General features: G+C 40.5%; 17 protein-coding genes and 1 other RNA gene. 5 read left to right on the top strand and 13 right to left on the bottom strand.

The genetic code is table 11. The annotated features are described in order from the left end of the window. Nucleotide 1: 1 nt before the first annotated feature. The 5 genes from ACHUFV_RS12575 to ACHUFV_RS12595 all read left to right on the top strand — a co-directional run bounded on the left by ACHUFV_RS12575 (nt 2) and on the right by ACHUFV_RS12595 (nt 5,522). Nucleotides 2–1,288 carry a glutathionylspermidine synthase family protein gene (locus ACHUFV_RS12575; protein WP_394234600.1) on the top strand — a complete coding sequence of 429 codons (1,287 nt, stop codon included), beginning with the start codon at nt 2–4 and terminating at the stop codon, nt 1,286–1,288. Further along, nucleotides 1,288–1,704: a DUF350 domain-containing protein gene (locus ACHUFV_RS12580; protein WP_394234601.1), complete on the top strand. Its 417-nt coding sequence runs from the start codon at nt 1,288–1,290 to the stop codon at nt 1,702–1,704. The genes ACHUFV_RS12575 and ACHUFV_RS12580 overlap by 1 nt, the downstream gene beginning before the upstream one ends. Nucleotides 1,705–1,854: 150 nt before the next feature. Further along, nucleotides 1,855–3,339 carry a spore germination protein gene (locus ACHUFV_RS12585; protein WP_394234603.1) on the top strand — a complete coding sequence of 495 codons (1,485 nt, stop codon included), beginning with the start codon at nt 1,855–1,857 and terminating at the stop codon, nt 3,337–3,339. A 10-nt stretch (nt 3,340–3,349) separates the two neighbouring features. Continuing rightward, the gene (locus ACHUFV_RS12590) at nt 3,350–4,462 is read left to right on the top strand and encodes a GerAB/ArcD/ProY family transporter (RefSeq protein ID WP_394234605.1); all 1,113 of its coding nucleotides are present in this window, start codon (nt 3,350–3,352) and stop codon (nt 4,460–4,462) included. Then, complete coding sequence (locus ACHUFV_RS12595) at nt 4,434–5,522, top strand: Ger(x)C family spore germination protein (RefSeq protein ID WP_394234607.1); 1,089 nt, start codon at nt 4,434–4,436, stop codon at nt 5,520–5,522. The genes ACHUFV_RS12590 and ACHUFV_RS12595 overlap by 29 nt, the downstream gene beginning before the upstream one ends. Before the next feature lie 115 nt (nt 5,523–5,637). On the opposite strand, the gene ssrA is transcribed toward ACHUFV_RS12595, so the two are convergent. The 13 genes from ssrA to ACHUFV_RS12660 form a co-directional block, all read right to left on the bottom strand. Then, nucleotides 5,638–5,990: a transfer-messenger RNA gene (ssrA, locus tag ACHUFV_RS12600) on the bottom strand. Between the two features lie 204 nt (nt 5,991–6,194). After that, nucleotides 6,195–6,662, bottom strand: coding sequence for an SsrA-binding protein SmpB (smpB, locus tag ACHUFV_RS12605; RefSeq protein ID WP_394234609.1), 468 nt, complete (start codon nt 6,660–6,662; stop codon nt 6,195–6,197). 156 nt (nt 6,663–6,818) lie between these two features. Then, nucleotides 6,819–9,185, bottom strand: coding sequence for a ribonuclease R (gene rnr, locus ACHUFV_RS12610; RefSeq protein WP_394234611.1), 2,367 nt, complete (start codon nt 9,183–9,185; stop codon nt 6,819–6,821). Nucleotides 9,186–9,242: 57 nt separating this feature from the next. Next, nucleotides 9,243–9,989, bottom strand: coding sequence for an alpha/beta hydrolase (locus ACHUFV_RS12615; RefSeq protein WP_394234612.1), 747 nt, complete (start codon nt 9,987–9,989; stop codon nt 9,243–9,245). Nucleotides 9,990–10,237: 248 nt separating this feature from the next. Further along, entirely contained in the window at nt 10,238–10,474 is a 237-nt protein-coding gene (gene secG / locus ACHUFV_RS12620; protein ID WP_394234614.1) for a preprotein translocase subunit SecG, read from the bottom strand. 161 nt (nt 10,475–10,635) lie between these two features. Further along, nucleotides 10,636–10,908 (bottom strand): hydrolase, encoded by a 273-nt coding sequence (locus ACHUFV_RS12625; RefSeq protein WP_394234616.1) that lies wholly within the window; start codon nt 10,906–10,908, stop codon nt 10,636–10,638. A 230-nt stretch (nt 10,909–11,138) separates the two neighbouring features. Next, the gene (gene eno / locus ACHUFV_RS12630; protein ID WP_394234618.1) at nt 11,139–12,434 is read right to left on the bottom strand and encodes a phosphopyruvate hydratase; all 1,296 of its coding nucleotides are present in this window, start codon (nt 12,432–12,434) and stop codon (nt 11,139–11,141) included. Between the two features lie 110 nt (nt 12,435–12,544). Continuing rightward, the gene (gene gpmI, locus ACHUFV_RS12635; protein WP_394234620.1) at nt 12,545–14,080 is read right to left on the bottom strand and encodes a 2,3-bisphosphoglycerate-independent phosphoglycerate mutase; all 1,536 of its coding nucleotides are present in this window, start codon (nt 14,078–14,080) and stop codon (nt 12,545–12,547) included. After that, nucleotides 14,073–14,834 (bottom strand): triose-phosphate isomerase, encoded by a 762-nt coding sequence (gene tpiA, locus ACHUFV_RS12640; protein ID WP_394234622.1) that lies wholly within the window; start codon nt 14,832–14,834, stop codon nt 14,073–14,075. Before tpiA ends, gpmI begins: the two co-directional genes overlap by 8 nt. 219 nt (nt 14,835–15,053) lie before the next feature. Further along, on the bottom strand, nt 15,054–16,238 hold the full coding sequence (locus tag ACHUFV_RS12645; RefSeq protein ID WP_394234624.1) for a phosphoglycerate kinase: 1,185 nt from the start codon (nt 16,236–16,238) through the stop codon (nt 15,054–15,056). 400 nt (nt 16,239–16,638) lie between these two features. Beyond that, nucleotides 16,639–17,646, bottom strand: coding sequence for a type I glyceraldehyde-3-phosphate dehydrogenase (gap, locus tag ACHUFV_RS12650; protein WP_394234625.1), 1,008 nt, complete (start codon nt 17,644–17,646; stop codon nt 16,639–16,641). 51 nt (nt 17,647–17,697) lie between these two features. Then, complete coding sequence (locus ACHUFV_RS12655) at nt 17,698–18,729, bottom strand: sugar-binding transcriptional regulator (protein ID WP_394234627.1); 1,032 nt, start codon at nt 18,727–18,729, stop codon at nt 17,698–17,700. Nucleotides 18,730–18,863: 134 nt separating this feature from the next. Continuing rightward, on the bottom strand, nt 18,864–19,103 hold the full coding sequence (locus ACHUFV_RS12660) for a glutaredoxin family protein (RefSeq protein ID WP_394234629.1): 240 nt from the start codon (nt 19,101–19,103) through the stop codon (nt 18,864–18,866). Between the last annotated feature and the right edge of the window lie 15 nt (nt 19,104–19,118).

Below are 19,118 nucleotides of genomic sequence, written 5' to 3' on the forward strand. Positions count from 1 at the left end.
CATGAATACGTTTCGTCAGGAAAGGCAGCGTTTTTTTGAAGGAATCGATGGATTCTGGCATGACCTATTTGACACAGAATATGCTTTATGGGATGTAAAAAAAGAATCACCCGCTAAGATCAAGCGTATTCGACAGGCAGCAGAACGAATCGGACATATACTGTTTAAAACGGCACCGCTATTACGGCAATTAGATGAAGAAACATTGCTTCAGCTTGGATTTCCAAAGCCGGCACTATCCTTCATCAAACAGCAGACGCTGCCCTTTGAAAGTGTTATCGCACGCCTTGATTTGGTGGTCACAGATGAGAAAGTAAAACTCCTTGAGGTCAACTCTGATACACCTACCTTCATTAAAGAAACTTTTTTCGTTAACGGTAGGGTTTGTAAAGCCTTTGGATTAGAAAACCCGAATGAGGCCTGTGAGGAAAGGCTTCGTGAGGCCGTTCAACTGGCTGTTAAAATGGCTTTTCTTTCACTTGGAAAAAGAAAACGCCCTAACATCGTTTTTTCTTCACACGATGACCATGAAGAAGACCGCTTAACTGCTCAATATTTACAGAAATTATATGGTTTACATAGTCAATATATTGGTCTTAGTCAGCTTCGACTGGTACCTGACAAGGTGATTGAAAATGGAAATCTCATCATTGATAGAGGTCTTTATGATAACCAGGGAGAAAAGATTGATGTTCTATACCGGCAAACCTATCCGATTGAGCATCTCGTTGATGATGAAGATCCTGAAACAAAGGAAAAAGTCGGACAATTATTAATGAAGCTTGTGGAAGACAAGGAATTAGCAATTATTAATCCACCCTCAGCCTTTTTACTGCAGTCAAAAGCAGTAATGGCATTGATATGGGGTTTATACGAGGAAAGACATTCTTATTTTACAGAGGAAGAGCATGAATGGATTCATACTTACTTTTTACCAACCTATTTGGATGAAGACTATTTTCTTGGACAAGGAAACACCTTTGTGAAAAAGCCCTCCTTTGGACGTGAAGGAGATACCGTTGAAATTTATACAGGTGACGGAGAAAAAGTGGAGGAAGATTCTCATAAAACATACCAGGATTCTTTGCCCGTTTATCAGCAATTCATCAAACTTCCTGAAACTGTTGTTCAAACCACACAAGGAAAGAAAAACGTCCATTTTATGTATGGATGCTTCTATATAAACGGTCATGCAAGTGCGATCGGTATCCGTGCTGGAAGACAAATTACAGATAATGAAGCCTATTTCTTACCAGTAGGCATCGAAAACGAGGAGGAAAAACAGTAATGGAATTTATTTCATCAGATAGCTTTTTAAATTTTCTAGCCCATGTTGGAACAGGTCTTGGGTTAATTATCATCGGTTTAGTTGCCTTTGCCTTCACAACAAAATTTTCTGAATGGCAATTAATTAAGGATGGAAACACAGCCGTTGCGCTAAAGCTCTGGGGAAAAGTGATTGGTTTAGCGATTACGCTGTACACGGTTTGGGGAGGAAGCGTCAACCTTCTTGATGCCTTTATTTGGGGCTTAATCGGAATAATCACCCAGGTTATTGTTTACTTGATTATTGAATATATTCTAACACCAAAATCAACAAACCTAGCGAAAAAAGTGGAGGAAGGCAATATGGCCGTCGGCTTCAGCTTATTCGCTGCAGGCATTATTGTCGGGCTAGTTATTGCTGGAAGCTTGACTTATTGATTAAATAAATGAAGAAAGCCGGATGATGGGATTTTCCCGTCACCCGGCTTTTTTTGCTTTATTTAGAACTCTGCTCCATCAAATAACTCATAAACTTTCCAAATGAGGTAACAATATGGAATAGACTCAACTGCTAAGGAGACTGCCATCTTGTTTAATCTTTTTAAAAATAAGAACAAAGAGAAGGAAAGTGTAAAGCAGATTTTATCAAAATCGAATGATTTTAAGAGAGTTGAATTTATCAATGAAAAAACAAGACTTTCTTTTTGCTTAACGTTTCTGTCTACGCTTGTGGATGAAAAGGCGATTCGCGAGAGTGCTCTCCCTTATTTGTTAGAGAAGGAATTCCATAAGCTGGAGGATGCAGAGCATATCATCCCTCTTCCAGATGTCCAGCTTTCAACAGACCTTTCAACAATTGAAGATAAACTTTTTACCGGAAATGTTTTACTTACCATTCAAGGGGAAGTGAATCATTTTTGCTTTTTTTCAGTGCCAAAGGATACTACGCGAAGCATCACTCCGCCTGAAGTAGAATTCAGTGTAATTGGTCCAAAGGAGTCCTTTGTCGAATCGCTTGATCAGAATCTAAGCTTGATACGGAAAAGGATTCCTGTAAAAGAATTAATCATCGAAGAGCAGACAGTCGGCTCACTTTCTAAAACAAGAGTGGCTATTTTATATTTAGACGGCATTACCAATATAGAGAATGTCCATACGGTTAAACAACGAATCAAGGAGATTGAATTTGATGAAATCACCGATAGCTCCTATATCGTCCAAATGATTTCCGATAATCATAATTCACCCTTCCCACAGCTCCTTGACACAGAAAGACCTGACCGTGTTGCAGCTATTTTAGCTGAAGGAAAAGTAGCCGTAATGGTAAACGGCTCGCCGCATGCTTTAATTGCTCCTACCACATTGGTAGAATTTTTTAGTTCATTTGAGGATTATTATTTAAACTGGATTCTTGCATCCTTTTTTCGCTTAATTCGCTTATTTGCCGTTGCCTTTTCTATTTTAGTAACGCCTGTATATGTAGCAACACTTTCCTATCATTATGAATTAATCCCGCAGGATTTATTAAGTGCATTGGTTGCTTCAAGAAGAGCGATTCCTTTTCCTCCAATCCTTGAGGCTATATTTCTTGAATTAACCATTGAACTATTACGGGAAGCAGGAGCTAGACTTCCGACAAAAGTCGGACAGACAATCGGTATCGTTGGCGGTATTGTCATCGGGACAGCAAGTGTTGATGCTGGGCTAACGAGTAATGTTTTGTTAATTTTTGTTGCCCTCGCTGCACTAGCTTCCTTTACAACACCTGTCTATAAAATGGGTAATACCATTCGTTTACTTCGTTTCCCATTTTTACTCTTTGCTGAGCTTTGGGGGCTGTTAGGAATTTTGATATGTTTTTGTTTTTTACTTACCCATCTCATTCGTTTGACGTCACTGGGAAGACCGTTTTTAGAACCCATTTATCCATTAAGAAGGCAGGACTTTAAAGATTCTTTAATTCGGCTGCCTTTCACAAAACAAAGAAAACGGCCATTCTTCTTGCGTACGCAACAGCCAAACCGTTTTCCTGAAAAAGCTGCTGCAAAGAAAAAGAAAGATATCGAAGATTAGAGGTAATTCTATGAAAGTAACAATCGCGGAAAACAAAAAAATTGCACCTTTTCTCGTCTTTTTTCTCGTTCATGCAATGCAGACCGGTGTGGGGCTCCTTGTTTTTACAAGAATCGTTGCAAAGGATGCAGGCTATGATGGCTGGATGTCAATTCTCATCATTGCTTTTGTCATTAACGTTCTTCTCTGGATGATATATAAAATGACAAAAATAGCGGATGGCGATATCATTGCCATCCATACCTTCATTGTTGGCAAAAGGCTTAGTAAAATCATTTGTACGCTTTTTATTCTTTACTTCTGCCTGCAGGCGGTTACGGTCCTAAGAGGATTTATTGAAATTGTTCATGTTTGGATGTTTCCTGAACTAAGTGTCTTCTGGTTTGCACTTGTCTTTTTTATCTTAGTTAATTATATCGTGAATGGCGGGATTCGAACGATAACAGGGATAGCGTTTTTTTCGGTCATTTTACCTTTTTATATCGTCCCGTTGTTTATCCTTACGCTTCCTTTTGCAGATTTCACCAATCTACTCCCGATTTTTGATCATTCGATTACGGATATCCTAAAGGGAAGCCGTGATATTTCATTGGCTGTTCTTGGCTTTGAATCGATTTTATTCTTTTACCCTTTCATTAAAAGTCCCGAAAAGTCACGTAAATGGGCCATTTTAGGAAATGGATACACAGCATGCCTTTGTTTGTATATCGCAATCATAACGTTTGCTTATTTTTCCGAAAACCAGCTGCAAAAAAATACTTGGCCTTTATTAACCATGTGGAAAATCATTAAAATGCCTTTTGTTGAACGATTTGAATATATTGGGATTGCCAACTGGTGTTTAATTATTCTTCCAAATGTCTGCCTGGCCTTATGGTGTGCGAGCTGGGTAATGAAACAGATTTTTACCATTCGTCAAAAGGTTTCAGTACCTGCCTTATCAATACTATGTATCATCGCTACAAGCATGTTACTCACCCGGGAGATGATCAATACTTTGACGGATATTACGGCAAGAATCGGCTTTTACTTCAATTTCATTTACATCCCGTTATTATTTTTTGCAACGTTAATTGCAGGGAAGGTGAAAAGTCGTGATAAAAAGAGTGCACCAAATACGTAAATTTATCGCTTATTTTGTTCTTCTCTCCATGCTTGGAGGCTGTGTTCAAAAGGAGGTATTGGATGATATTAGTTTAATTGAAGGAATTGGCTTTGATCTATCTGAAAAAGGAAAGATTCTTGGAACTGTTACATATCCCCTTTATTTGCGAGACGCCCCTCCCAAGAATGAAGCCTACTCGGCGGAAGCGATTATCAAAAAAAGTATTCTGCAGGACATTCAGCAGCAAACCCCTGATCCAATTGTTACAGGGAGTATTGAAGTTGTCCTATTTGGAAAGGATATCGCAAAAAAGGAAGGAATCCTTGATTTGGTGGATGCCTTTCAGCGGGATCCAGGTGTGGGTTCAGGCCTTTATTTAGCTGTTACAGAAGGTGATGCAAAGCCGTTATTGGAAGGGAATTACGGAATACAGGGAAATGGAACGTTTATTGCGAATTTAATTGAGCATAACATCAAGCAGGAGGAGCTTCCGCAAACCAATCTACATCTATTTCTGCATGATTTTTACCAGGAAGGAAAAACGCCTTATCTACCGCAGCTGAAACAGCTCTCTAAAAATAAATTAGAAGTTAGCGGAATCGGCCTATTCAGCCATGGGAAAGTCATTGATGTCATCCCGCCGGGAAAGATGTTTTTCTTTAAGCTCCTTGTCGATAAATTTAGCGAGGGCATGCACCGGGTCCATATTGAAGATGGCAATGCGGCCATCCGCAGCATTAAATCAAGACATAATTATAAGCTGACAAAACGAAATCCTAAGGAAGTAACCATTCATTTAAAGGTAAGGGGACTCATAAATGAATTTACCGGTAATCGATTGACTCCGGATAAAATTAAAGAATTAGAAAAAGCGTTTGAAACAGAAATTAACAAGGAATGTGAAAAAATGATTGAGGGATTTAGAGATAAAGAACTTGACCCCCTTGGACTAGGTCACTTTGTTAAAACGCAAACCCGCAATTTTAATGTTGATAGATGGAGAAAGGAAGAATATCCAACTCTTACAGTAAAGGTAAAGTCAAAAGTAACGATTACGCAGACGGGAGTTATCCAATAAGATGGAGCGGATTTTATGACAAAATAATTATAAAACATATGCACATGCAAAAACGGACTTACCAATAAGGTAAGTCCGTTTAATTATAAGTATAAACCACCAACATCGTTATGTATGGTGGAGACGGTGGGAGTCGAACCCACGTCCAAAGATATCGTCACTTAAGCTTCTACGAGTGTAGTCGATATATTTGAGCTTCGCCGCACCATATGCCTATCGACGGGCGTCCGGGCTGGCTAGTCTGATTGTTCTCTTCCTTCATCCTCAGACGGTGAAATCCGGCGTATCCTGCAAAGTTTGGGTCCGCTACCTTACCACGCAGGCAATGGAAGGGCGAACAGCTGACTTAATTAGGCAGCTAAAAGTTGATTTTGTTTGCCAGTTATAGGCTTTGACGTTTTAACGAGGCCGATCCCCTCGACTCGCAACCTAAGCTCGAACTACCCCTGTCGAATCCGTAGCGTCCCCATGATGAGAAAATCGATGATAAACTGAATTATCTTATCGATTTGCGCGAAAAGCGCTGACGTTAGGAATGCTCAAAGGTCGAGCAAAGATTATGTTTGCCAGCTCCTGCTGACATAACTTATTATAACACAAATCACGATGATTTCAATTGTAAGTTACTGGAGTCCCTGCCAGCTACCTTTTCACCATAAAGGTAAAATTCACTTACATCTTCTGTCTTTCACGGAATGCCCGTTCAATATCACGTTTTGCTTCTTTTTTCTTTAGGTCTTCGCGTTTATCGTATTTCTTTTTCCCTCTCGCTAGACCAATTAGAATTTTGGCATAGCCATTTTTTAAATAAATCTTTAATGGAACTAACGAATAACCGACTTCCTTTGTTTCACCAATCAGCTTATTAATTTGCTTACGGTGGAGCAGAAGCTTTCTTGTTCTTTCCGGATCATGATTATAGCGGTTTCCCTGTTCATATGGACTGATATGCATGCCGATTAAGAAAACCTCTCCATTTAGGATTTTTGCATAGGAATCCTTCAAATTGGCACGTCCTGCCCGCAGTGCTTTTATTTCAGTGCCTTGCAGTACAAGTCCTGCTTCATATGTTTCTTCAATAAAATAGTCATGATGTGCTTTTTTATTTTGCGCAATAACCTTACCTTCACCTTTTGGCATAGAGCTTTCCCCACTTTCTTTGCTCTATTTTAGCAAAAAATAACGCTCCGAACAAATCGGAAACGTATTTCGAAGCAATGCGGACATCCGGCTTGGTTCCGAAGCATTCGTAACCTGCTTTCGAAGCTTAGAACCCGCCGGATGCGCTGCACACTATTATCGTTTTTTCTTACGCTTTGCGGCCGGTGCATTTTCAAAGAACTTTTTATTTCTATTCTTCTTCTTTGATGGCGGCTTGCTCGCATTCGCTTCCTTGCCACGGCCATTACTGCTTCTGCTTCGGCCGCCGCCTTCACCGCCTTGCTTTCCTTTCCGCGGCTTTCGTTCAGAGCTGCCAGTTTTGAAGACTCGTCCGCCTTCACTTGGGTCACGTCTGCGCGTGCCCTTCATGCCGACGATTTCAAAATCAATTGAACGTTCCTCCTTGTTCACATTGATGACGCGAACCGTGATCTCGTCACCGATTCGGTACACATTCCCTGTGCGCTCACCTATCATCGCAAAGTGACGTTCATCAAAACGATAATAATCGTCTGTCATATAGCTGACGTGGATAAGACCTTCAATTGTATTAGGCAGTTCAACAAACATGCCGAAATTGGTGACGGAGCTGATAATACCATCATATTCAACACCAATTTTATCTTCCATAAACTCAGCTTTCTTCAACTCATCTGTTTCACGTTCTGCATCAACCGCACGGCGTTCCATTTTAGAGGAGTGCTCAGCGATATCAGGCAGGCGGGAATCCCACTTTTCCCGTGTCGTCTGATCCAGTTTTCCTTCAATTAAATACGTTCGGATTAAGCGGTGTACAATTAAATCAGGATAGCGACGAATTGGTGATGTGAAATGCGTGTAGAATTCCGTTGATAACCCAAAGTGACCCAGGCTTTCCGGATCATACTTGGCCTGCTGCATTGAGCGAAGCATCACCGTTGAAATGACCATTTCCTCCGGCTTGCCCTGCACTTCCTCAATAATTTCCTGTAATGCCCTTGGGTGGACAGAATTAGCTGTTCCTTTTACAATGTAGCCAAAGTTTGTAATAAACTCAAAGAAACGGCGCAGCTTATCTTCCTTCGGATCCTCGTGAATTCGGTAAATAAATGGAACTTCCATCCAGTGAAAATGCTCGGCGATGGTTTCATTGGCAGCAAGCATAAATTCCTCAATCAGACGTTCACCGACAGAACGCTCACGAATCACGACATCTGATGGTTTACCGTCTTCATCCACCAGCACTTTCGCTTCTTTAAAGTCAAAATCAATCGCACCGCGATGTTGTCTTTTTCCATTCAAAATCTTCGCTAATTCATGCATGAGACGGAACATCGGAACAAGCGGGTCATAGCGGTTGATTAATTCTTCATCCTCATCCACTAAAATTTTATTAACATCAGAGTATGTCATTCTTTCGGTTGTTTTGATGACACTTTGGAAAATCTCATGGTTCACAACCGTACCGTCTTCATCAATTTCCATTTCACAGGATAGCGTTAATCTGTCAACCTTAGGATTTAACGAGCAGATTCCGTTTGATAGGCGGTGCGGAATCATCGGAATCACGCGGTCTACTAAATAGACACTCGTACCCCTGTCTGCTGCTTCACGGTCAATCGGTGATTCCTCTGTTACGTAATAGCTGACATCGGCAATATGTACACCAAGCTTGTAGTTTCCGTTATCAAGCTTTGTTACGGTTACGGCATCATCCAAATCCTTTGCATCTGCACCGTCAATCGTGACGATCGTTTCTCCCCGCAAATCGCGGCGGTTACTAATTTCCTTTTCATCTATCGAATCAGGAGTATCAATTGCCTGCTGCAGTACATCCTCCGGAAACTCACCAGGTAATCCATGCTTATGAATGACAGAAAGGATATCAACACCCGGATCATTTTTATGACCGAGAATTTGAATAACTTCCCCTTCTGCACTCATCCTCCCTTCCGGATAGAGTGTTAATTTGACAACCACTTTATGACCTTCTACAGCGCCGTTTGCTGCTTGTTTTGGAATAAAAATATCTCCAGCAAATTTTTTTTCATCAGGAATGACAAAGCCAAAGTTTTTACTTTCCGTATACGTTCCAACAACTGTCTGAATCCCTCTTTCCAGGATTCTGACGACCGTTCCCTCCCTGCGCTGACCAGATGTTTCTGATGATACACGAGCAAGAACGGTGTCGCCGTGCAGAGCATTATTTGTTTCATTTGGCGGAATAAAAATATCATCCATACCAGGTTCCTCTGGAATGACAAAGGCAAACCCCTTGGCATGCCCGGTAAGCTTTCCGCGAATCAGGTTCATCTTTTCCGGCAGACCGTAACGGTTACTTCTAGTCCGAACGACAAGCCCCTTTTCCTCCATATACACAAGGGCTTTCACGAAGTCTTTAAATGTTGAGGAATCCTCCACACCCAATGCTTGCTCTAATTCCTGAACTGTCAAAGGCTTATAGGCCTCATCCTTCATATAATGCAATAATCGGTCTACATGCTGTTTAATTACATCGTCCATCTATCTATATCCCTCCTTTAGAGATTGTTGTTTTATAAACAATAAGCAACTGCTAGCTTATTCTTCCCAATCGAGCTTTTCTAAAAACTGATAAATGTCTTCATGAAGCTGATCTTTTTCTTTATCCAATGTGATGGCATGACCGGATTCCTCATACCACTTCAGATCTTTTTTTACTGATTCCGCTTGATTATAAATAATATTTGCACTGTCTGTATTGATCATATGGTCATGTCGTGCCTGAACGACAAATAAGGGTGCATAAATCATATCAATATGATTACGGACATCAGCAATAAGACCTTGCAGTGCCTTTAGTGTTTTCATTGGTGTCTTTTGAAACTCCGTCATTTCCTGCCCAATTTGTTCCTCAGTTTTCCCTTCTAGTCTTTTATATTCGCGGGCATAGTCAAGGATTCCTTCATACATAACCTCTTCGCTTTTTATATAGGCGGGAGCACACATTGGTACGATTCCTTTTATAGGTACAGTGTATCCCAATTTCAATGAAAATACCCCGCCAAGTGACAGTCCTGCCACCGCAATTTCGTTATGACCCTGTTTTTTTAAAAATTCATACCCATTCATCACGTCCTGCCACCAATCCTCCGGTCCGGTAGTAAGGAGCTCTTCCGGCGGAACCCCATGGCCCTTATATAACGGTGCGTGACAGGTATAGCCCTTTTTCTCGAGGAAACGGCCGAGCATACGGACATCGGCGGTATTTCCTGTAAATCCATGTAATAATAGAACCGCCCTCTTCCCCTTTCCAAATGTAAATGGTTTTGGTGTAACGATTTTCATAAATATAACCCCTCTATTCGTAATCTAGGCAATAATAGTTTTAACAAATGATTTCGGAACATGCCATTAATATGTTTTGTATCGAAATGCGGAAGCGCCTGATCAGCCTAAAGGCTGCAATAAGACGCACCTGAATAGAAGGCGTATTCTGCCTTCAATTCAGGGGTGGCTAGACCCAAGAGGGGCTATCCGCTGGAGCTAGACAAAAACAGTAAAAAGCCTGACCAAATGGCCAGGCTTTTGCTGTATTATAGTCCAAAATAAGCAACGGCTATTGCTAATCCAAAGAATAAAACAGCTAATACAATCGTTAATCGCTGAAGGACTAGGTCTAGACCGCGAGCCTTTTGTTTACCAAATAATTGCTCAGCCCCACCAGAAATAGCTCCTGATAATCCTGCGCTTTTTCCTGATTGAAGAAGGACTACAGCAATAAGTCCAATAGAAACAATTACAAGTAAAGTAATTAAGATAGTATGAAGCATATAGAAACCTCCTGAAAACGCCCTTTTACAATGTTTCTATTTTATCATACTATCCAGGCTAAAACCAAATAATTTCACGAAATTGTAAAGAAGACTTCATTTAGTCCCTTCACATAATGGCAGGACTAAATTTCTTTAGTCCTGCCAGATAAATTTCTTTATTAAGGTAAGAATCGAAGCGCTACAATATCTTCACAATCAATTACGATTGTTCTTGGTCCAGCAGCAGTAGTTTGTGTAAAGAAAGCACAGCAAGTATCATCATCAAAGTTCACAAACATTAAACCGTCAAGTGGTGTTGTTGATCCTGGTAAAAATACATCAACTAATGTTCCTGTTTGCAATTCAGCTAGTTGGTCACAAGCACAGCCTCTGCATCTGCGGCGATTATTAGTATCTTGTACACCCATGACTTCACCTTCACGAAATCCCATATAGCTCATTAAGAAATCTCCCCTTTCATCCATAAATATCTTTCGCAATATTACTTTATGTTGATAGGGATCTAATAGATTGGACAAACAGTATATGTCGAACGCACATTTTTTCTGTCAAGATAATAAGAAATTCATTCTACTATTCCACTTTTAACCCATAGAAAAAAGCCTCTACAAACGAGGATACTATCCTACGTTTAGTAGAGGCTTACATTTAAAAGGTTATATTACTTCTTTAGGTTATAGAAAGACTTTATGCCAGCATATACCGCTTGCTCGCCAAGCTCGTCTTCAATTCGAAGTAATTGGTTGTATTTCGCAATACGGTCTGTACGAGACATAGAACCAGTTTTGATTTGACCTGCATTTGTTGCAACAGCGATGTCTGCGATTGTCGCATCTTCTGTTTCACCAGAGCGGTGAGAAACAACTGCTGTGTAACCAGCGCGCTTCGCCATTTCGATTGCATCAAATGTTTCAGTTAATGTACCGATTTGGTTAACTTTGATAAGGATTGAGTTACCAACACCCTTTTCGATACCTTCAGCTAGCTTCTTTGTATTTGTTACGAAAAGGTCATCCCCAACAAGCTGAACTTTTTTACCAAGACGATCTGTTAAAAGCTTGTGGCCTTCCCAGTCGTTTTCATCTAAACCATCTTCAATTGAGATGATTGGGAATTCGTTGCAAAGCTCTTCGTAGAATGAAACCATTTCTTCTGAAGATACGCCTGTACGGCCTTCACCAGCAAGATCGTATTTGCCAGTTTCTTTGTTAAAGAACTCGGAAGAAGCAACGTCCATACCTAACGCAATATCTTTACCTGGCTCATAGCCAGCAGCTTTGATTGCTTCGATGATTACTTCTAATGCTTCACGGTTAGAACCAAGGTTTGGTGCAAATCCACCTTCGTCACCAACAGCTGTATTTAAGCCTTTACCTGAAAGAACTTTCTTTAATGAATGGAATACTTCAGCACCCATACGGATTGCTTCTTTAAAAGAAGGAGCTCCAACAGGAAGAATCATAAACTCTTGGAAGTCTACGTTGTTATCAGCATGTGATCCACCGTTAATGATGTTCATCATTGGAGTTGGAAGCTGCTTCGCGTTTACTCCGCCAAAATAACGGTATAATGGAAGGCCAACTGATTCAGCAGCTGCATGAGCAACAGCCATAGATACACCAAGGATTGCGTTTGCACCTAATTTACCTTTATTTTCAGTTCCATCTAAGGCAATCATCGCACTGTCGATACCGATTTGGTCTGTCACGTCCATACCGATAATTTCTTCAGCGATTACATCATTTACATTTTCAACAGCTTTAAGAACACCTTTACCAAGGTAACGAGATTTGTCTCCATCGCGTAGTTCAACTGCTTCATATTCACCAGTTGATGCACCAGATGGCACTAAAGCACGTCCAAAAAATCCTGATTCTGTTAATACTTCAACCTCAACTGTTGGATTACCACGGGAATCAAGTACTTCACGAGCATAAACATGTTGGATATATGGCATAGAAAATCTCTCCTTTAAAATGTATAGTATATTTAAATTATTGGGTGCCTGACACCCTAAATGGACAAAGTACTATGTTTTGTCTTTTTAAGGTGCCTGACACCAGAATTTTACGCTTTAATAATTGAAGTTCCAGTCATTTCAGCTGGTTTGTCTACACCTAACAAATCTAGGATTGTTGGGGCAAGATCTGCCAAGATACCGCCGTCACGGACTGTTACGCCTTCTTTAGTCACAATAACCGGAACAGGATTTGTTGTATGAGCTGTCATTGGATTGCCTTCAAGGGTGATGACTTCATCCGCATTTCCGTGGTCAGCTGTGATAATGGCCGTACCGCCTTTTGCAAGAATGGCATCTACCACTTTTCCTAAACACTCATCCACTGTTTCAATGGCTTTAATAGTAGGCTCAAGCATACCTGAATGTCCTACCATATCAGGGTTAGCAAAGTTTAAAATGATCGCATCAAAATTATCTGCTGCAATTTCTTTTAATAATGCATCCGTTACTTCATAGGCACTCATTTCCGGCTGCAAATCATATGTAGCAACCTTTGGTGAATTAATTAAAATTCGCTCCTCACCAGGGAATTTATCTTCACGTCCACCGCTTAGGAAGAACGTAACATGTGGATATTTTTCTGTTTCAGCAATACGTAACTGTCTTAAGTTATTTTGCGACAAAACTTCCCCAAGTGTGTTATCAAGGTTAGTTGGTTTGAAGGCAACGTATCCGTCAACTGATTCACTGAAATGGGTTAAGCAAACAAAGTGTAACGGACTTGGATGATTTGCGCCTCGATTAAATGGACGGAAATCTTCATTCGTGAATGTGTTTGAAATTTGGATTGCACGGTCTGGACGGAAATTATAGAAAATAACCGCATCATTCTTTTTGATTGTTGCAACCGGCTCACCATTTTCCTTTGTGATCACGGATGGAAGCACGAACTCATCGTAAATGCCGTTTTCATAGCTGTCTTTTACAACCTGTAATGGATCAGTATAGGTAGGACCTTCACCATCTACCATGGCACGGTAGCATTTTTCTACACGTTCCCAGCGTTTGTCGCGGTCCATTGAATAATAGCGTCCAGAAATTGTAGCAAATTCTCCGACACCGTATTCCTGCATTTTTCCAAGCGTTTCTTTAATGTAGATTTCTGCTGTTTGCGGACCTACATCACGACCGTCTAAAAACCCGTGGACATAGACTTTTTTCAGACCATGGTCTGCTGCAAGACGTAATAAAGCATACATATGGGTAATATGACTATGTACGCCGCCGTCAGATAGCAAGCCAAATAAATGGAGTGCAGTGTCATGCTCTTTCACATGGTTTACAGCATCAAGGAAGGTTTCATTCTTTTCAAATTCACCTTCACGAATCGCAACGTTCACTCGTGTAAGGTTTTGATAAACGACCCGGCCTGCACCAATGTTCATGTGGCCTACTTCTGAATTTCCCATTTGACCATCAGGAAGACCTACTGATTCACCGCTTGCACCTAAATGATTGTGCGGGAACTGCTTCCAATAGCGGTCAAAATTTGGTTTCTTGGCCTGCGCTACCGCATTTCCTTTTTTCTCATCCCTGCAGCCAAAACCGTCTAAAATAATTAACGCAACAGGTGCTTTACTCATTCTTTCCACCCTCTAACAATTGCAGGAAAGATGCCGCTTCTAAACTTGCGCCTCCAACTAAGGCTCCGTCGATGTCTGTTTCTGTCATATATTCCTTAATATTTTCCGGCTTTACACTACCGCCGTATTGAATACGAACTGCTTCCGCAACATCTGCTGAGAATTGCTCTGATACAACAGTACGAATATGCGCACATACTTCGTTCGCATCCTTTGCAGTTGAAGACTTACCAGTGCCGATTGCCCAGATTGGTTCATAAGCAATGACAACTTCTTTTGCTTGCTCTTCAGAAAGACCAGCTAATGCCTTTTGAACTTGTGAAGCTACAAACTCATTTGTTATTCCGCTTTCTCTCTGCTCTAATGTTTCACCACAGCAAACGATTGGAATTAAATTATGTTTAAAGGCAGCCAATACCTTTTGATTAACAGATTCATCTGTTTCATTAAACATTTCACGGCGTTCTGAGTGACCAATAATCACATACTGTACGCCAAGGTCTGCTAAGGCTGCAGGACTGATTTCACCAGTAAAAGCCCCTTTTTCTTCAAAGTGCATATTTTGAGCACCAATTTTTACATCAGTATTCTTCGCTAATTCCACTAAACTATTCAAAAATAAAGCCGGAGCACATACCACTGACTCCACTTTATCATTTGATGGAATAGCATTTTTTATTTCTTCCATAAAGCTTTTTGCTTCAGGAAGTGTTTTATGCATTTTCCAGTTTCCCGCAATAATTGGTTTTCGCATCTGTAAACATCCTTTCAAAACTATCAAATTCGCCCGTCGAATTTGCGTCCGGATTTTTATCGAGCTCGCTCGATAAACTACCCTTGAAAAATCCGAGACATCCGCCGGAGGCTTAACTTCATTCAGCTAGAGTTGACCCCTGCTGAATGAAAAAGCTTTTTATATTCATTTTCCACTTTAAAAAGTTGAAGACTTCTGCTGAATGAAGCTATAGCTTTATTATTTATCGTTAAGTGCTGTAACGCCTGGAAGTTCTTTGCCTTCCATGAATTCTAATGAAGCACCGCCACCAGTTGAAATATGACTCATTTGATCAGCAAGGTTAAACTTTTCTACTGCTGCAGCTGAATCCCCGCCGCCAATAATAGAGTAAGTATCCTTGGATTCTGCTAAAGCCTCAGCAACTGCTTTTGTGCCGTTTGCGAATTTATCAATTTCAAATACGCCCATTGGACCATTCCATATGACAAGTTTCGACTTTTTGATAACATCACGATACAGTTCAGCCGTTTTAGGACCGATATCTAGCGCTTCCCAGTCAGCTGGAATCTCTTCAATTGCTACAATTTGTGTATTGGCATCTGCACCAAACTTGTCAGCAATAACAGCATCAACCGGCATATAGAAGTTAACACCCTTCTCTTTTGCCTTTTCCATAAAGGATTTAGCCAAGTCAATTTTATCTGCCTCTAAAAGAGATTTACCAACTTCATGTCCTTGTGCTTTAACAAATGTATAAGCAAGACCGCCGCCAATAATAAGATTATCCACTTTTTCTAAAAGGTTATCGATAACCCCAATTTTATCTTTTACCTTTGCTCCGCCAATGATGGCTGTGAATGGACGTTCGGGATTAGAAAGAGCTTTTCCAATTACCTCCAACTCTTTGTCCATTAAGAAGCCGGAAACAGCTGGAATATGATGAGCAATCCCTTCTGTTGAAGCGTGTGCACGGTGTGCAGCACCGAATGCATCATTTACATATATATCTGCTAATTCTGCAAAAGCCTTTGCCAATTCCGCATCATTTTTTTCTTCACCAGGATAGAAACGAACGTTTTCAAGAAGGAGAACATCGCCTTCATTCATATCAGCGATAAGTGACTTGACAGAATCGCCGTAAGCCTCGTCCGCTTTTTTAACATCCTTGCTAAGTAACTCAGAAAGTCTTTTAGCAACTGGGGTAAGACGCATTTCCTCCACCACTTGTCCTTTAGGACGTCCTAAATGGCTGGCAAGAATGACTTTTGCACCTTGCTCTTGTAAATACTGGATAGTTGGAAGTGCCGCACGAATACGAGTTTCATCTGTAATTTGGCCATCCTGCATAGGTACGTTAAAATCAACGCGGCAAAATACTCTTTTCCCTTTTAAATCAACATCTTTTACGCTCTTTTTATTCAACGAAAAGATCCTCCTTTTAGATCTAAGTATAGAAAAGCGACTCAATTTGCAGTGGGTGTGAATGGTTAGGATATCCTTACCCTAACAGAAACATGTAATCATACATCCCAATCCGCAATACGAAATGTGTAAGCGCCTTGCCCACCCCCGACTTGCACAAGACGAGCCTCTCGGAAAGGTGTTCTTTACCTTTCTGAGAGGATTGGCTTGTGACCTCGAGGGGGTAGGCGCTGGAACTAGACACAAAAAAAGGAGTGGGGAATGTTCCCCCTCCCCTGTTAATACCCTTAACCATTATAGAGGTTCGCTGAAAATATTTCCATAATTTTCTTCAGCGAACATTTAAATTAAAAAGGCGCCCGTTTATGGCCTCGGGCCGAGGGCGCCTAATGATAGACTATTAAAGTCCTTTTTGAGCAATGTAATTTACTAAGTCAACTACACGAGTAGAGTAACCAGTTTCGTTATCATACCAAGAGATAACTTTTACCATATTTCCTTCCATTACCATTGTTGATAATGCATCAACAGAAGAAGAATGTGGGTCACCGTTGTAATCTGTTGATACTAGCGGCTCTTCACTGTATTGAAGAATTCCTTTTAATTCACCCTCAGCTGCTGCTTTTAATGCTGCATTTACTTCTTCAGCAGTTACTTCTTTTTCAAGCTCTGCAACAAGGTCAACTAATGAAACGTTTGGAGTTGGTACACGTACTGCCATACCGTTTAATTTTCCTTTAAGTTCTGGTAATACTAGAGAAACTGCTTTTGCAGCACCAGTTGTTGTAGGAATCATGTTTTCAGCTGCTGCACGTGCACGACGGTAGTCCTTATGTGGTAAATCTAGGATTTGTTGGTCGTTAGTGTATGAGTGAATAGTTGTCATCATTCCGCGCTTAATTCCGAAATTGCTATGTAAAACTTTAGCAAAAGGAGCTAAGCAGTTTGTTGTACAAGATGCGTTAGATAATACGTGGTGGTTAGCTGGATCGTATTGATCTTCGTTAACACCCATTACGATTGTAATATCTTCATTTGATGCTGGAGCTGAGATGATAACCTTTTTCGCACCTGCTTCAAGGTGTTTCGCAGCATCTTCACGCTTAGTGAAACGGCCTGTAGACTCAACTACTACATCAATACCAAGATCTCCCCAGCCAAGATTTGCAGGGTCGCGCTCTGCTTTTACAATGATTTCTGTACCATTTACTACTAGATTATTGCCATTTACAGACACTTCTACATTTAATTTTCCATGAACTGTGTCATATTTTAAAAGGTGAGCAAGCATATTAGCATCTGTTAAGTCGTTAACTGCCACCACTTCTACATTAGGATTATTTAATGCTGCACGGAATACATTACGTCCGATTCTTCCAAAACCATTAATACCAACTTTTACTGTCATTTTTATTTCCTCCTTCTATTATATAAGGATTATTATTTAAAATACTATTTATTAAAGGGATAACCCCTGTAACAACTCTGTTGCTGCAGCTTCATCAGTTATTAAGACTGTTGTTTCCGGAGCCTGCTTCATATAGGCGCGAATGGCTTTCGCTTTGGAAGCTCCCCCCGCTATCGCAATGACATGGCTGACTTTCGTTAAATCCTCCAGTTGCATTCCGATTGTTTGTACCTTATGAACAACCTCTCCAGACTCATTGAAATAATAACCAAAAGCTTCACCGACTGCTTCAGACTTCTCTAATTTCTGAATATCCTCAGCACTCGTCTTCCGGCGCTTGGCCATAGTTATAGCATCCCCAATTCCATGCAAAACCATGTTAGCTGATTTTATCAGCTGTAAAACTTCATTAATCTCCGGGTCCTTGATCATGGATTGATACATTTCGTCACTCACCTGATCTGGTACATAAAGAACACGATGCTTAGAGCGTGTATTTTCTGCCATTTTGGAACAAATGGTATTGGCTTGATTTTTAACATCCTCACCAATTCCGCCGCGAGCAGGTACAAATAATAATTCATGATCCTTTGATTGTGGAGTCATCATATCAGCGACAGCAGCCATTGTAGAGCCGCCTGTGACCGCGATGATATTTTCCCCTGACAAATTATTATTTATGCTTGTTACACATGCTTTACCAAGTTCGTCCTTTACCCAAGGAGATTCTTCACTATCACCGGATATAATCATGACCTTATTGATACCAAGCATCTTCTTAAGACTTGATTCCATTTCATCAATTCCCGCAATCTCACGGATAAAGCTTTGTAGCTTTTCTACCAGTTCTTTACCATCCTCGGTTAAGCTCATACCGGCTGTTGTGCTAAATAGCAGTTTTTGCTGCTTCAAGAAGTCAACCTCGCTTCTCAACACTCTTTCTGTCAACCCGAGTGATGCTGCAAGACTTCTTCTGCCGACTGGCTCCATCGCCCCGATAAAGCGAAGAATTTGGAATCGCTTTTGGATAACAGAAAGCAAATCGGGTAATAATCTTTTTTGTAAATCTATTACTGATTTCATAATATGTATCTCCTTCATGGTTGGTCACTAATGGTCCACGTTAGACATATTATGTCCCACTTCCCACAAAAAAAATTACCCTGCAGAAGTTATTCTAACAGGTATGTTTTACTAATTCAACAAATATTTTTCTATTATTTTAATGAAAACGCTTTATATAAAGCAATTTTATCTATTTGTCCATACTGAACTTCTTTTCCATCAATTAGAACGACCGGAATCATTAAGCCATAGGCCTCTGTCCACTCATCCCGCTCTTCAATATCACATTCCTCATAATCAAAACCAAATTCTTCTTTTAACTCAACGATTATTTCCTTTGCCATTTCACATAAATGGCAGCCGTTTCGTGTAAATAATGTTACTGTTGTCATTCCATTTCATCCTTT

Origin of the sequence: Niallia oryzisoli, from assembly GCF_043641075.1 — a bacterium.
Classification (GTDB): domain Bacteria; phylum Bacillota; class Bacilli; order Bacillales; family Cytobacillaceae; genus Bacillus_BD; species Bacillus_BD oryzisoli_A.

What these genes read in the sequence shown, in the direction of transcription:
- ACHUFV_RS12575 (WP_394234600.1), top strand. Translation starts at nt 2, where the DNA reads ATGAATACGTTTCGTCAGGAAAGGCAGCGTTTTTTTGAAGGAATCGAT.
- ACHUFV_RS12580 (WP_394234601.1), top strand. Translation starts at nt 1,288, where the DNA reads ATGGAATTTATTTCATCAGATAGCTTTTTAAATTTTCTAGCCCATGTT.
- ACHUFV_RS12590 (WP_394234605.1), top strand. Translation starts at nt 3,350, where the DNA reads ATGAAAGTAACAATCGCGGAAAACAAAAAAATTGCACCTTTTCTCGTC.
- smpB (WP_394234609.1), bottom strand. Translation starts at nt 6,662, where the DNA reads ATGCCAAAAGGTGAAGGTAAGGTTATTGCGCAAAATAAAAAAGCACAT.
- rnr (WP_394234611.1), bottom strand. Translation starts at nt 9,185, where the DNA reads ATGGACGATGTAATTAAACAGCATGTAGACCGATTATTGCATTATATG.
- ACHUFV_RS12615 (WP_394234612.1), bottom strand. Translation starts at nt 9,989, where the DNA reads ATGAAAATCGTTACACCAAAACCATTTACATTTGGAAAGGGGAAGAGG.
- secG (WP_394234614.1), bottom strand. Translation starts at nt 10,474, where the DNA reads ATGCTTCATACTATCTTAATTACTTTACTTGTAATTGTTTCTATTGGA.
- ACHUFV_RS12625 (WP_394234616.1), bottom strand. Translation starts at nt 10,908, where the DNA reads ATGGGATTTCGTGAAGGTGAAGTCATGGGTGTACAAGATACTAATAAT.
- eno (WP_394234618.1), bottom strand. Translation starts at nt 12,434, where the DNA reads ATGCCATATATCCAACATGTTTATGCTCGTGAAGTACTTGATTCCCGT.
- gpmI (WP_394234620.1), bottom strand. Translation starts at nt 14,080, where the DNA reads ATGAGTAAAGCACCTGTTGCGTTAATTATTTTAGACGGTTTTGGCTGC.
- tpiA (WP_394234622.1), bottom strand. Translation starts at nt 14,834, where the DNA reads ATGCGAAAACCAATTATTGCGGGAAACTGGAAAATGCATAAAACACTT.
- gap (WP_394234625.1), bottom strand. Translation starts at nt 17,646, where the DNA reads ATGACAGTAAAAGTTGGTATTAATGGTTTTGGAAGAATCGGACGTAAT.
- ACHUFV_RS12655 (WP_394234627.1), bottom strand. Translation starts at nt 18,729, where the DNA reads ATGAAATCAGTAATAGATTTACAAAAAAGATTATTACCCGATTTGCTT.
- ACHUFV_RS12660 (WP_394234629.1), bottom strand. Translation starts at nt 19,103, where the DNA reads ATGACAACAGTAACATTATTTACACGAAACGGCTGCCATTTATGTGAA.